Origin of the sequence: Roseixanthobacter glucoisosaccharinicivorans (genome assembly GCF_043195095.2) — a bacterium.
GTDB lineage: Bacteria > Pseudomonadota > Alphaproteobacteria > Rhizobiales > Xanthobacteraceae > NCEH01.
Map to the genome: position 1 here is coordinate 3061231 of NZ_CM195538.1, position 12943 is coordinate 3074173.

10 protein-coding genes and 3 tRNA genes are annotated in these 12943 nt (G+C 66.1%); 6 read left to right on the top strand and 7 right to left on the bottom strand.

Annotated elements, in window-relative coordinates:
• Positions 1-184 precede the first annotated feature (184 nt).
• The 3 genes from tuf to V5F78_RS14170 all read right to left on the bottom strand — a co-directional run bounded on the left by tuf (position 185) and on the right by V5F78_RS14170 (position 2108).
• Positions 185-1375, bottom strand: coding sequence for an elongation factor Tu (gene tuf / locus V5F78_RS14160; RefSeq protein ID WP_509276235.1), 1191 nt, complete (start codon positions 1373-1375; stop codon positions 185-187).
• Positions 1376-1645: 270 nt separating this feature from the next.
• Positions 1646-1719 (bottom strand) — tRNA-Gly (locus V5F78_RS14165).
• 304 nt (positions 1720-2023) lie between these two features.
• Positions 2024-2108: transfer RNA gene (locus tag V5F78_RS14170), tRNA-Tyr, on the bottom strand.
• Between the two features lie 295 nt (positions 2109-2403).
• Here V5F78_RS14170 and V5F78_RS14175 point away from each other — a divergent pair.
• The 4 genes from V5F78_RS14175 (at position 2404) to V5F78_RS14190 (ending at position 6408) form a co-directional block, all read left to right on the top strand.
• Positions 2404-3186 (top strand): molybdate ABC transporter substrate-binding protein, encoded by a 783-nt coding sequence (locus tag V5F78_RS14175; RefSeq protein WP_394072594.1) that lies wholly within the window; start codon positions 2404-2406, stop codon positions 3184-3186.
• Positions 3187-3274: 88 nt separating this feature from the next.
• On the top strand, positions 3275-4123 hold the full coding sequence (rlmB, locus tag V5F78_RS14180; protein ID WP_394072592.1) for a 23S rRNA (guanosine(2251)-2'-O)-methyltransferase RlmB: 849 nt from the start codon (positions 3275-3277) through the stop codon (positions 4121-4123).
• Between the two features lie 305 nt (positions 4124-4428).
• Entirely contained in the window at positions 4429-6099 is a 1671-nt protein-coding gene (locus V5F78_RS14185; RefSeq protein ID WP_394072590.1) for an MFS transporter, read from the top strand.
• A 234-nt stretch (positions 6100-6333) separates the two neighbouring features.
• Positions 6334-6408, top strand: a tRNA-Thr gene (locus V5F78_RS14190).
• A 176-nt stretch (positions 6409-6584) separates the two neighbouring features.
• Here the strand turns inward: V5F78_RS14190 and V5F78_RS14195 are convergent.
• From V5F78_RS14195 to V5F78_RS14205, 3 genes are all read right to left on the bottom strand, one after another.
• Complete coding sequence (locus V5F78_RS14195; RefSeq protein WP_394072588.1) at positions 6585-7286, bottom strand: metal-dependent hydrolase; 702 nt, start codon at positions 7284-7286, stop codon at positions 6585-6587.
• A gap of 82 nt (positions 7287-7368) precedes the next feature.
• The gene (locus tag V5F78_RS14200) at positions 7369-8979 is read right to left on the bottom strand and encodes a solute symporter family protein (RefSeq protein WP_394072586.1); all 1611 of its coding nucleotides are present in this window, start codon (positions 8977-8979) and stop codon (positions 7369-7371) included.
• A 10-nt stretch (positions 8980-8989) separates the two neighbouring features.
• Entirely contained in the window at positions 8990-9271 is a 282-nt protein-coding gene (locus V5F78_RS14205) for a DUF485 domain-containing protein (protein ID WP_394072584.1), read from the bottom strand.
• A gap of 264 nt (positions 9272-9535) precedes the next feature.
• Here V5F78_RS14205 and V5F78_RS14210 point away from each other — a divergent pair, with 264 nt between their 5' ends.
• Positions 9536-10270 (top strand): DJ-1/PfpI family protein, encoded by a 735-nt coding sequence (locus V5F78_RS14210; protein ID WP_394072582.1) that lies wholly within the window; start codon positions 9536-9538, stop codon positions 10268-10270.
• A 32-nt stretch (positions 10271-10302) separates the two neighbouring features.
• Here V5F78_RS14210 and V5F78_RS14215 read toward each other — a convergent pair whose 3' ends face one another.
• The gene (locus V5F78_RS14215; RefSeq protein WP_509276814.1) at positions 10303-11655 is read right to left on the bottom strand and encodes an aminotransferase class I/II-fold pyridoxal phosphate-dependent enzyme; all 1353 of its coding nucleotides are present in this window, start codon (positions 11653-11655) and stop codon (positions 10303-10305) included.
• Positions 11656-11805: 150 nt separating this feature from the next.
• On the opposite strand from V5F78_RS14215, the gene V5F78_RS14220 reads away from it, so the two are divergent.
• Positions 11806-12915, top strand: coding sequence for a M20 family metallopeptidase (locus tag V5F78_RS14220; RefSeq protein WP_394072578.1), 1110 nt, complete (start codon positions 11806-11808; stop codon positions 12913-12915).
• Positions 12916-12943: the final 28 nt, after the last annotated feature.

Here is a 12943-nt window from a genome sequence, read left to right on the forward strand (position 1 = left end):
GGCCTTGTGTCTAGTCAGCGAAACAGCATCTGTAAAGAGGCCTTCGCGGGGACGCTTCGGGCTATCCCCAAGCAGCGCCGGAACCCCGGCCGCGGCCGGCGGGAAAATGCGGAGGGCATCCCAAACGCAAACGGGCCGGCTCGAGAGCCGGCCCGTTCGATCCAAAGCGCCGTGTGGCGCAAGATCACTCGATGATGGAAGCGACGACGCCAGCGCCGACGGTCCGGCCACCTTCACGGATGGCGAAGCGCAGCTTCTCCTCCATGGCGATGGGGACGATCAGGGCCACGTCCATCGAAACATTGTCCCCGGGCATCACCATTTCGGTGCCCTCGGGAAGCGTGCAGATGCCCGTCACGTCCGTCGTGCGGAAGTAGAACTGCGGGCGGTAGTTGGTGAAGAACGGCGTATGACGGCCGCCTTCTTCCTTCGTCAGGATATAGGCTTCGGCCTTGAACTTCGTGTGCGGCTTCACCGAACCCGGCTTGCACACGACCTGGCCGCGCTCCACGTCCTCGCGCTTGGTGCCGCGCACCAGGATGCCCACGTTGTCGCCCGCCTGCCCCTGGTCCAGCAGCTTGCGGAACATTTCAACGCCGGTCACCGTCGTCTTGGTGGTCGGACGGATGCCGACGATCTCGACTTCCTCGCCAACCTTGATGATCCCGCGCTCCACGCGACCCGTCACCACCGTGCCGCGGCCCGAGATCGAGAACACGTCTTCGATCGGCATCAGGAACGGCAGGTCAACCGGACGCTCCGGCTGCGGGATGTAGCTGTCGACCGCCGCCATCAGCTTCAGCACCGCTTCATGGCCGAGCTCGGGCGACTTGCCTTCGAGCGCCATCAGCGCCGAACCGTGGATGATCGGGATGTCGTCGCCCGGGAAGTCATACTTCGACAGAAGCTCGCGCACTTCCATCTCCACGAGCTCCAGCAGCTCGGGATCGTCCACCATGTCGCACTTGTTCAGGAACACCACCAGCGCGGGAACGCCGACCTGGCGCGCCAGAAGGATGTGCTCGCGGGTCTGCGGCATCGGGCCGTCGGCCGCCGACACCACCAGGATCGCGCCGTCCATCTGCGCCGCGCCGGTGATCATGTTCTTCACATAGTCGGCGTGGCCCGGGCAGTCCACGTGGGCATAGTGGCGGTTCGTGGTCTCATATTCCACGTGCGCCGTCGAAATCGTGATGCCGCGCGCCTTCTCTTCAGGCGCCTTGTCGATCTGGTCGTACGCCGTGAACGTCGCGCCGCCCGCTTCCGCAAGCACCTTCGTGATCGCAGCCGTCAACGACGTCTTGCCATGGTCAACGTGACCAATCGTGCCGATGTTGCAGTGCGGCTTGTTGCGTTCAAATTTTGCTTTGGCCATCTTCTCTCTCAGTTCTTCGGTGGCGCCGTGTCAGGCTGCAAAAAGGCCGCCGTGGGATAGGGGGTTTCGAAGAAGTTCGCAAGACCCGGCCTGCGCCCGAAGCGCACAGGTGGCATGCGGAACACCATGCCGGACGCCATATGCAGCGGGCATCGGCGCAGGTTTGCGCCCTGATTCGCGCCACGCGCCCCGCCGCCGTCGGCGCGGCCCTGCGTCCGAAACATCCGGGACGCTCAGCCTGACGCATTGGGCCAGCCGACGCACATGATCTGGAGCGGGTGAAGGGAATCGAACCCTCGTCATCAGCTTGGAAGGCTGTTGCTCTACCATTGAGCTACACCCGCGTACCGCGCGAAGCGGACGGGCCATGCCGGGCGGGGCGAACGTATCCGGCCTTCCGGCCCAGGATCCATCGCTCCGATGCCAGGATCGAATTCGGCTCCCCGCCGCCATCCGCTCCCGCATGCCCCGTCATGGCGCGCCGCAGCCATAACACAGGAGATTCCCGCGCAAAAGCCCCACCTGGAGCCATGCACAGGCGCCACCGGCCCATGCCCGGCACAGCTCCGCCCCGGGCGAATGCGCAGCGCCCGCACCTGCGCGCTCTTCTCAATCTGGAAATGCGCGGCACCAGCGCGCGACGACGGGTGGTGGAGGGGGTTGGATTTGAACCAACGTAGGCAGAGCCAACGGATTTACAGTCCGTCCCCTTTAACCACTCGGGCACCCCTCCACATCGACGCCCGTCGTCTTGTCCCTCACCTGCCAATTTCCGGCCGAGGGTGCAAGCGCTGACCGCATGCCGGAAGCCGGCTTTGGCCATTCTGCGCGCCCGAAGCAGCGCTCCGGGTTCACAAGGATCGGCTTTATGTGAGGGGCTCCGGCACAAGTCAACCGGAAATGAGGCGTCATCCACGGCGCGAGACAAGCCCGTTTGATCGGCGCGGAACCCGCGCATGCTGTATGAATACCCGCTGCTGCGGGAGAGACGAGATATGCTGCGCCTGCCGCTCCCAGCCGAGGCTTTCATGATCGCGTCCCGAATCTTCAAGAGCGCCCGCCTGCCGCTCGCCTTGCTCGGCCTCGCGCTGGGCTGCGCGAATGGCCAGGCGGCAACCCTCACGGTGCTCACCGCCGGCGCGTACAAGCCAGTTCTCATGGCGCTGAAAGCCGATTTCGAATCGGCCGGCGGGCACACCCTGCTTGTGGATAACGATACCGCGGGCGCGCTGGTGAAGCGGATCGCCGGCGGGGAACGGTTCGACCTCGTGATCCTGCCGCCGTCCGCGCTCGAAACCCTGGCGCCGAGTGGCCGCATCGCGGCGGACCCGCCCACCGAAGTGGCACGCGTCGGCATCGGCGTGGCCGTGGCGGCGGGCGCGCCAAAGCCGGACATTTCCACGGTCGCCGCGTTCCGCCAGGCGCTGCTGAATGCGCGCAAGGTGGCCTTCATCGACCCGGCCTCGGGCGGATCGAGCGGGCCCTATCTGATCCGCCTGTTCGAAAAACTCGGCATCGCGCAGGAGATGAAGGCGAAGAGCGTGCTGGTGCCCGGCGGACTGGTGGCGCGCCGCCTTGTCTCGGGCGAGGCGGACCTTGCCCTGCATCAGATCAGCGAGATCCTCGCGGTGCGCGGCGCCGAGCTGGTGGGGCCGCTGCCGGCGGAGATCCAGAACGAGACCGTCTATGCCGCCGCCATCGCGGCCAACACGCTGCATCGCGCAACCGTCCAGGCGCTGATCGACGCGCTCACCGGGCCGCAGGCGGCCAAAGTGCTGGCGGACCAGGGCATGACGGCGCCCGGCCCCTGATTGCAACCGGCACGTTTGATGTCGTCCGGCCGCCTTTGGCGCCCTTTGGCCCTTGCGCGGGCAGGCCGGCTCTGACATCGCTGTGGCCATGTCTGATCGGCCAAGCCGCCCCCCGTCCCGTCCCGGCTCCCGCCCCGCCTTCGGCGACAAGGCGGGCAAGCGCCCGTTTCCGCCCCGCCGCCCCCGCAGCGGGGGACCCCCGCCCAAATGGGAGGGCGAGGACGATGTCGCTTTGCTCTACGGCTGGCACACGGTGACCGAGGCGCTGGCCAATCCCAAGCGGCGGTTCCGCAAGATCCTCGCCACCGAGAACGCCATCAACCGCCTCGCCGAGGAAGGCTTCAAGCTGCCGATCGCACCGGAAATGGTGCGGCCCGGCGACATCGACAAAGTGCTCGGCCCCGACGCGGTCCACCAGGGGCTGCTGGTTCATGCCGACCACCTTCCCTCCCCCGCGCTGCGGCAGGCGGCCAAGCACGACCTCGTGCTGGTGCTCGACCAGATCACCGACCCGCACAATGTGGGCGCGATCGTGCGCTCGGCGGCGGCATTCGCCGTGGGTGCCATCATCACCACCGCCCGCCACAGCCCGCCGGCCACCGGCGTGCTGGCGAAGAGCGCCTCCGGCGGGCTGGAACACGTGCCGTTCTGCCTCGTCACCAATCTGTCCCGTGCGCTCACCGAGCTGAAGGACAACGGCATGCTGGTGGTCGGGCTGGACAGCGAAGGCGAAGCCGACCTGGAAGACACCAAGCTGCACGCGCCGCTTGCGCTTGTGCTCGGCGCCGAGGGCAAGGGCCTGCGCCAGCTCACCCGCGAGACCTGCGACGTGCTGGCGCGCATCGACCTTCCCGGCGCCATCAAGAGCCTGAACGTCTCCAATGCTGCCGCGCTCTCGCTCGGTATCGCGCGCCGCGCCCTGAAGAAAGCCGGCTGAGTTTTTCTGTCGACGCCCCGTCCTATTGCGTGCAGCGCACCATATTTCGCCCTGCACCTAAGACCATTTGCCAATCGCACGCGCGATCAAGCTCGGTCATCTTTCTCCCATGGCGCAAAAGCGCCGGTTCGATTCAATCCGCGCGCCAATGACGCGGAACGGCAAGACTTGGGAGGAAATGCCACTTCGGCCCCGCGCCGGAGCCATGGCCCGTTCCCGCAGGATTGCCCAGTCGCGCCGCGCCCGCGCCGCCTGATCCGCCTCCCCGAGGGGAGGACCGGCGATCCTTGAGGGAGGAAGACTTCATGACTGTCACGACTGCGGGGCCCGTCGCCAAGGGCGTGCCGATGACCCGGGAGGAGAAGAAGGTCATCTTCGCCTCGTCCCTGGGCACGGTTTTCGAATGGTATGACTTCTATCTCTACGGCTCGCTCGCGGCCATCATCGGCGCCCAGTTCTTCAGCGCCTACCCCCCTGCGACCCGCGACATCTTCGCGTTGCTGGCGTTCGCCGCCGGCTTCCTGGTGCGCCCCTTCGGCGCGCTGGTGTTCGGCCGCCTCGGCGACCTCGTCGGCCGCAAATATACCTTCCTCGTCACCATCCTGATCATGGGCATGTCGACCTTCATCGTCGGCATCCTGCCCAATGCGGCGACCATCGGCTTCGCCGCCCCCGTGATCCTGATCGCGCTGCGCCTGCTGCAGGGCCTCGCGCTCGGCGGCGAATACGGCGGCGCGGCGACCTATGTGGCGGAACATGCGCCGCAGGGCCGTCGTGGCTTCTACACCTCGTGGATCCAGACCACGGCCACGCTCGGCCTGTTCCTGTCGCTGATCGTCATCCTCGTCACCCGGTCCGTGGTGGGCGAAGCCGACTTCGCGGCCTGGGGCTGGCGCGTGCCGTTCCTGATCTCCATCGCGCTGCTCGGCGTGTCGGTGTGGATCCGTCTGACCCTGAACGAATCCCCCACCTTCAAGCGCATGAAGGAAGAAGGCACGGGCTCCAAGGCCCCGCTGTCGGAAGCCTTCGGCGAGTGGCGGAACCTGAAGTTCGTCATCATCGCGCTGCTCGGCCTCACCGCCGGCCAGGGCGTGGTGTGGTACACGGGCCAGTTCTATGCCCTGTTCTTCCTGCAATCGATCCTGAAGGTCGACGGCTATACCGCCAACCTGCTGATCGCCTGGTCGCTCGTTTTCGGCACCGGCTTCTTCGTGTTCTTCGGCTGGCTGTCGGACAAGATCGGCCGCAAGCCGATCATCCTCGCCGGCTGCCTGATCGCCGCCTCCTGCTACTTCCCGCTGTTCAACATGATCACCACCGCGGCCAACCCGGCCCTGGAAAAGGCGATCACGTCGGTGAAGGTGGCGGTGGTTGCCGATCCCGCGACCTGCGGCAGCCTGTTCAATCCGGTGGGCACCCGCGTCTATACCGCCCCGTGCGATCTGGCGCGTGACTTCCTCGCCAAATCCTCGGTGCGCTACTCCACCGAATCGGCGCCGGCGGGCACGCCCACCACGATCCGCATCAACGACACGGTGGTGCCGTTCGGTCCGGACTTCGGCAAGGCCACCACGGCCGCGCTGCAGGCTGCGGGCTATCCCAAGGCGGGCGATACGAACATCGTGAAGATGGCGCATCCCTTCGACATCTTCCGCCCGCAGCCGGCCGCGGTCATCGGCATCCTGTTCGTGCTCGTGATCTTCGTGACCATGGTGTACGGGCCGATCGCGGCGGCGCTGGTGGAATTGTTCCCCACCCGCATCCGCTACACCTCCATGTCGCTGCCCTACCACATCGGCAACGGCTGGTTCGGCGGCCTGCTGCCGGCCACCGCCTTCGCCATGGTGGCCGCCACCGGCGATATCTACTACGGCCTCTGGTACCCGATCGTCATCGCTTTGATGACCTTCGTCATCGGCTTGCTGTTCGTCCCCGAGACCAAGAACCGGAACCTCGACGACTGGCACTCGCACTGAGGCTCGTGCTCCGGCGGCCGGCTCCTTGCCGGCCGGCCAAGGGGGAGACGCCGGCTGCCCCGGCATCTTCCCGCGACGGCCCCGCCCCGGCGGGGCCGTTTGCGTTTGGGGCGCGGCATCTGCGCTCGACAGGGCCCGGCATCTGGGGACCGCCAAGGCGACATCTTGTTCCCGCCGCCCGGCGCTGGTAGGCATGGCACAGATGGCCCCGGCACCCAGCGTCGCAGGCCCGAAGCCGGTTTAGCTCAGCGGTAGAGCAGCGGTTTTGTAAACCGAAGGTCGGGGGTTCAATCCCCTCAACCGGCACCATTTTCCGAGGTTTTTTGGTCCAGCACCGATCGGGATCGGCCCCGTGCCCTCATATCTTCATCCGGCCGCGCGTCCGGTTAAAGCGATGGCGCTTGACCGTGCGCCCCTGCCAGCCATTTGTGGACGGCCACAAAGCGCGCCGCTTCAGACGCCGGGCGTGGATTTCCGTCGGAGGATCAAATCTCAAACGGCTCCCCGGCCGGGGGAACGATGACGCGCGTGGCCGCTCCCTCAAGGCCGGCCACGAAATCGGACGGATCAGGCGCCAGCAAACCGAAGGTCCCGTAATGGCACGGGATGACCGCGTCAAAACGGAAATAGCGTCGCACGGCGATCGCGGCGATCCTTCCGCTCATGGTGAAACGGTCTCCCACCGGCACGATGCCAACCTGCGGCGCATGGAATTCCTGGATCAGGGCCATGTCGCTAAAAATGTCGGTATCGCCCATGTGGAACAGGGATGGACCGTGCTGCGGCTTCAGGATGAGGCCATTGGGATTGCCGAGATAGGTCGAGCGGCCACCCTCGCCCAGCGTGCCGGAAGAATGCACGGCGGGCGTGAAGGCCACGTCGAAACCGCCGCAGCTGACGGATCCACCGCTGTTGCCGGGGTTGATGTTCGAAGCGCCCTGCCCCGCGAGATATTGGCAGATCTCAAAATTGGCGATCACTTGCGCGCCGCTTTGCGCGGCGATGGCTGCCGCGTCGCCGAGATGGTCGTCGTGCCCGTGGGTGACAAGAATGTGCGTCACCCCCTGCGCGGCTTCCGCGATGCTGCCGGGAAAGCGCGGATTGCCCGTGAAGAATGGGTCGATGAGGACAATTGCCGCTCCGGTCTCGATGCGGAAGGCTGAATGTCCGAGCCAGGTCAATTTCATGAAGCGCTCCAAAAGGACGTGCATGTGAACAGCGAGGGGAGCACCGCCAGGCGGGCTCCCCCTTCTTTTGTCTGCCGGTTGGCTAGAGGGGCTGGGGCTTGGCGCCGGCGGCCGCAACCTCGATTTCCGGCGAGGGCGGATCCAGGCGAGCCGGACCGAAGACGATGGCATCGCGCAGCGCATCGAACTTTGCCGCGGCCTCCGGCTCCGGCGTGAGCAGTGACACCACGATGGCGGTGGCGAACGAGAGCGGCATCGCGACGATGGCCGGATTGCGCATGGAGATGAACCACCAGTGCGACTGGAGATCGGCCAGATTGCGCCCGAGCACGTCCACCTGGATGGTCGGCGAGAGCAGGATCATGGTGAGGCAGACCACCGTCCCCACCAGGATGCTGGAGACCGCCCCCGCAGTGGAGAGCCGGCGCCAGGAGATGGACAGCACCAGGGTTGGAAAATTGGCGGCGCAGGCCACTGAGAAGGCAAGGCCCACCATGAAGGCGACGTTCTGGCCCTCGAACACCGAACCGAGCGCCACGGCCAGCACCGCGATGAGCACGGTGGAGATGCGTGCCACCGCCATCTTCTCCTTCTCCGGCGCGTGGCCGGAGCGCACCACATTGGTCCAGATGTCGTGGCACAGGGTGGCCACTCCGGAGAGCGTCAGCCCGGCGACCACGGCCAGCATGGTGGCGAAGGCCACCGCGCAGATGAAGCCGAAGAAGGCCTCGCCGCCGAGGGTCAGTGCCAGAAGCGGAGCGGCCATGTTGCCGCCGCCGCCGGCCTTGGCGACCACCGCCGGGCCGACAAGCACCATGCAGCCGAAGCCGATGATCAACACAAACAGATGGAAAATGCCGATCAGACCCGTCGCATAGGTGATGGAAAGGCGCGCGTCGCGCACGTCCTTCACGGTATAGACGCGCATCAGCACATGGGGCATCGCGGCGGTGCCGAACATGAGGGCGAGGGCGAGCGATATGGCTTCCCAGCCTCCCGGCACAACCTTCTCGCCCGGCTGCAGCACCCGCTCGCCGAACTGCTGCGCCGCGGCCTGGAACAAGGCGCGCGGATCGAAGCTGAAGCGGCTGAGGACGAGAGCGGCAAGCACGGCCCCGCCGATCAGCAGCAGGATGGCCTTGATGACCTGAACCCAGGTCGTCGCGATCATGCCCCCGAACAGCACATAGACCAGCATGGCCGCGCCGACGATCATGACCGCAGTGGAATAGGGAATGCCGAACAGGAGCTTGATGAGCGCGCCGGTCGCGACCATCTGGGCGATCAGATAGAACAGGATGACGGTCAGCGAGCCGATGGCGGCCGCCGAGCGCACCCAGCGTTGATTGAGCCGGTATGCGACCAGATCGGCCATCGTGAATTTGCCGACATTGCGCAGGGGCTCGACGATCAGGAACAGCATGATCGGCCATCCCACCAGCCAGCCGATCGAATAGACCAGGCCGTCGAAGCCGTTGGCGGTGATGATGCCGGCAATGCCGAGCAGCGCGGCCGCGCTGAGGAAGTCGCCCGCGAGGGCCCAGCCGTTTTGCCAGGCGGAGATCCGCCCCTCGGCTGTGAAGAAAGAGGTGGTGCTTCGGGTGCGCCGTGCCGCGACATAGGTGATCCAAAGCGTCAGCATGACGAAACTGAGGAAGAAGGCGATCGACAGACCGCTCTGGGTGCTGGGCATGGATGCCTCCTCATTTCTTGAGAGCGCGGACCGCCGGGTCGTAGACCTTGTTGGTCCACACCACGTAGGCGGCACACAGCAGGAAAGCCGAGACAATGATGCTCGGCCCGGCGATCAGCGCCACCGAGACCCCCGGTGCGAGGATCGTGGCCAGCGCCGCCTTGTGAAAGGCGATAAGGCCCATGAAACTGAAATAAATCAGCATCATAGCAAGACTGAGCGCGATCGAGACCCGCCAGCGCAATCGGACCAGCCGCACGATGGGCGCATCCACTTTGGCCGATACATTCATTATCGTTCCCCTTTTTTGTCATACATTTGTCTTCATATATTAGACTTTGTCTTTCATCAAGCCGGACTGTCTTTCGACGATGAATTTTTTGGCCTGCCTTATTGGAGGCATTTCCAGGGTTTTCATGCATAAATTCACGGCATTTAGGGAACAGACATAAAAGTCATTAGGTCATTTGTGCTGCATTTGTCTTGACTGATGGCGGGAGCTTTGTCACATAGGGTCGTCCGCGCAATGCGGGAATGCCTGAGGAAAGGCCCAACGATGATCCCGTCAGACCAGCACCTTCACATCGGCTCGATCCTGTTCGACGGATTGGACCAGATTGATTTCACCGGGCCCTTCGAGGTCCTCGCCCGAATTCCCAATTCCAGTTTTCACATCGCCGGCAAGACGCTTGCCCCGGTAAAGGACACGCGCGGCCTCACGCTCACGCCGGAAAAGACCTTCGCGGACATGCCGAGGCTGGATGTGCTGCACGTGCCTGGCGGCCCCGGCCAGGAGGCCCTGATGGAAGATGAGGAGACGCTCGACTTCATCCGCACCCAGGCGGCCGGCGCCATGTTTGTCTTCTCGGTGTGCACCGGCGCCCTCATCTGCGGCGCCGCCGGGCTGCTCAAGGGCAAGCGCGCGACCACCCACTGGGCCGCCATGGACGTACTTCCCTATCTCGGCGCGATTCCCCTCACGGACCGGGTGGTGATCGAGGGCAATTATATCTTCGCCGGCGGCGTCACGTCCGGCATCGACGGCGCGCTTCGGCTTGCGGCGATGCTGCGCGGCGACAAGGCGGCGCAGCAGATCCAGCTGTACATGCAGTACCAGCCCGAGCCGCCGTTCGACGCGGGGACGCCGGAGCGGGCGCCCAAGGACATTGTCGCCGCCGCGCGGGATTCGGTGAAGGAGCTGACCGCCCAGCGGATCGAGACCGCGCGCCGCGTCGCGCGCCGCCTGGGCGTGGCCGCTCCGGACGATGCGGAACTTGCGCGTTCCGCCTGAGAGGCCGGTTCAGGGTCCCAGTCGAAAGAGGCTCACGCGCCTCTTTCGACCACGTCCTCGCGCAGGATCGAATCGAGCGTGCGCGCGAATTCCTCCGCCAGCGGCTTCGGGATGACGCTGGTGGTGATGCGGATGGCGGAAGGCGCCGCAAGGCGGAACACGGAGCCCGTGCGCACCGTCCAGCCCGCATCGAGCAGCCGCCGCGCGACCATCTGTTCGTCCGCCACCGGGATCCAGACATTCATGCCGTCCCGGCCATGGGCCTTGATGCCGCGGCCGGCCAATGCGGTGATCACGTCCTCGCGCCGCCGCTCATAAGCCCCCGCCGCACTGGCAACCAGCTGCCGGTAGCCCGGCGCCGTCAGCACCGCCAGCACCGACTTCTGAAGAATCGAGCTGACCCACCGCGACGTGAAGGCATTCAGCGCGAGGCTCGCGCGGCTGAGCTCGTGGCTGGAATTGACCACCGCCAGCCGAAGATCCGGCCCGATATATTTCGACACCGAGCGGATGATCGCCCACAGTGGGCGTCCCGGCTCCACCAGCGTCATGGGCGGAAAACGCGAGAGGACGGCGAAATGATCGTCCTCGATCACCAGCACGTCGGGATAAGCCCTGATCTCCTCGCGCAAAGCAGCAAACCGCGCGAGGCTCCAGGATCCGCCCAGCGGATTGTGCGCGCGCGGAGTGAGGATGACCGCCTTTGCGCCGGCCGCGAGCGCATGGCGCAGCCCCTCGGGCGTCACCCCCTCGTCGTCCACCGGCATCGCCAGAGGCACATAGCCGCCCTGGCGCATGAGGCCGAGCGTGGTCATGAAACAGGGGTCCTCGACCCCCACCGCATCGCCCACCGCCAGCAGCTTGCGCAGAATGGTGCCGATTGCATCGAAGGTGCCCGAGGCGAGCCAGAGTTCGCCCATGGGCAGCTCGTCCAGCGCGAATTGCTGCCCGAGGAGGCGCAGCAGCTCCGGATCGTCAGGCGGGTCCTCGTAGGACCGCTGGTGCCAGCCGAGGCTGCGCACCACGGAGGACATGTCCGGCAAGAGGGCGGGATCGGGGTTGCCGCCGGCGAGATCGCGCGGCGAGGCGGCCGGTGGCGGCGCCGTTCGATCCGGCGCGACCCGGCTTCCCTGCCGGCCGCGACCTTCCACCAGGCCACTGTCAGACAATTGCTTGTATGCGGCGGCAACGGTATTGCGATTGATGCCCAGCTCTTCGGCCAGCTGGCGCACGGTCGGGAGCGACGCGCCACGCTTCAGTCGCCCCGCATCCACCGCCGAACGGATGGACAATGCGATTTCTGTTGCCGTTCGGCCGGTGATCAAGACCTTCTCCCTGGCATGGCAAAGCTGCCGCTCGGCGCGTCCCCACGATAGACAGCCCAACGCGCCGCCGCCACCTTCCGACAGCGAAGTACGCGCCTGCGCCACGCTCCTTAGTCTATTCAGACATAAAAAGTCAAATTAGAGAATCCTGGATTTTTGTCTTGTCCCTCCGGTCGGGACAATGCTGTGATGCGGATGGAGGCCTCCCCTATGACAGATGCAATCGAAATTGCCCGCGCCCTGATGCGCATCGACACCTGCAATCCCCCCGGCAACGAGCAAGCCGCCGCAGACATCCTCGTCCCGCTGCTGGCCGCCTCCGGATTTGAGGTGGAGCAGCATCGCTTTGCGCCTGGTCGCGTCAATCTGGTGGCCGTGCGGCGCAGCGCGCACAGGCGGCCGGCCCTGGCCTTCACCGGTCATCTCGACACGGTCCCGCTGGGAACGGCCCCCTGGCACCATGATCCCTTCGCCGGCGAGATCAGCGAGGGGCGCCTCTATGGGCGGGGCGCCTCCGACATGAAGGCGGCGGTCGCGGCCTTCGTGGCGGCGGCGATCGACGCGCGCGACATCGCGGCGGACCTTGCCCTCGTGATCACCGCCGGCGAGGAGCGCGGATGCGAGGGCGCGCTTGCGCTGGCGCGGGATCGGGTGACCCTGCCCGAGATCGGCGGGTGGATCGTCGCAGAGCCCACCTCCAATGCCGTGGCCCTGGGCCATAAGGGCGCCGTCTTCTGCTTCGTGCATTTCACCGGCGTCTCGGCCCATTCCTCCACCCCGCAGCTCGGCGTGAACGCCATCTATCGCGCCTGCACGGCCGCACTGGCCTTCCGCGACCTGGATTTCCCAGGCCGGCACGCGGTGCTGGGACAGGCCACGGTGAATGTCGGCCTGATCGAGGGCGGGCACGCGCCCAATGCGGTGCCGGACCGCGCGCGCCTGCACGTGGACGTGCGGACCTTGCCGGGAATGGATCACGCGGAAGTCCTGGCCCGTCTTGCCGCCGTCGCGGGCGATCACAGCCGCGTGGAATGCGTCCACGATCTTGCACCGGTGTGGACCGATCAGGGCGCACCGTTCGTCGCCCTGTGCGCGGCGGCGCGCGAAGCGGAGGGCTATGTGGCCGAGCCGCCGCGCGGCGCCGCTTTCTTCACCGATGCCTCGGTGCTTGCGGGGCTCGCGCCGGCGCCCGTCGTCATCCTTGGCCCTGGCGAACCCAGCCAGGCCCATGTCACCGACGAATGGTGCGGCGTGCGCGAGATCGAAGCGGCGCAGCGCATCTATGGGCGGCTGATCCGCATGCACGCGGCCAAAGATTGAGCGCGGGGCGGCCGGCCGGCGGGCGGTT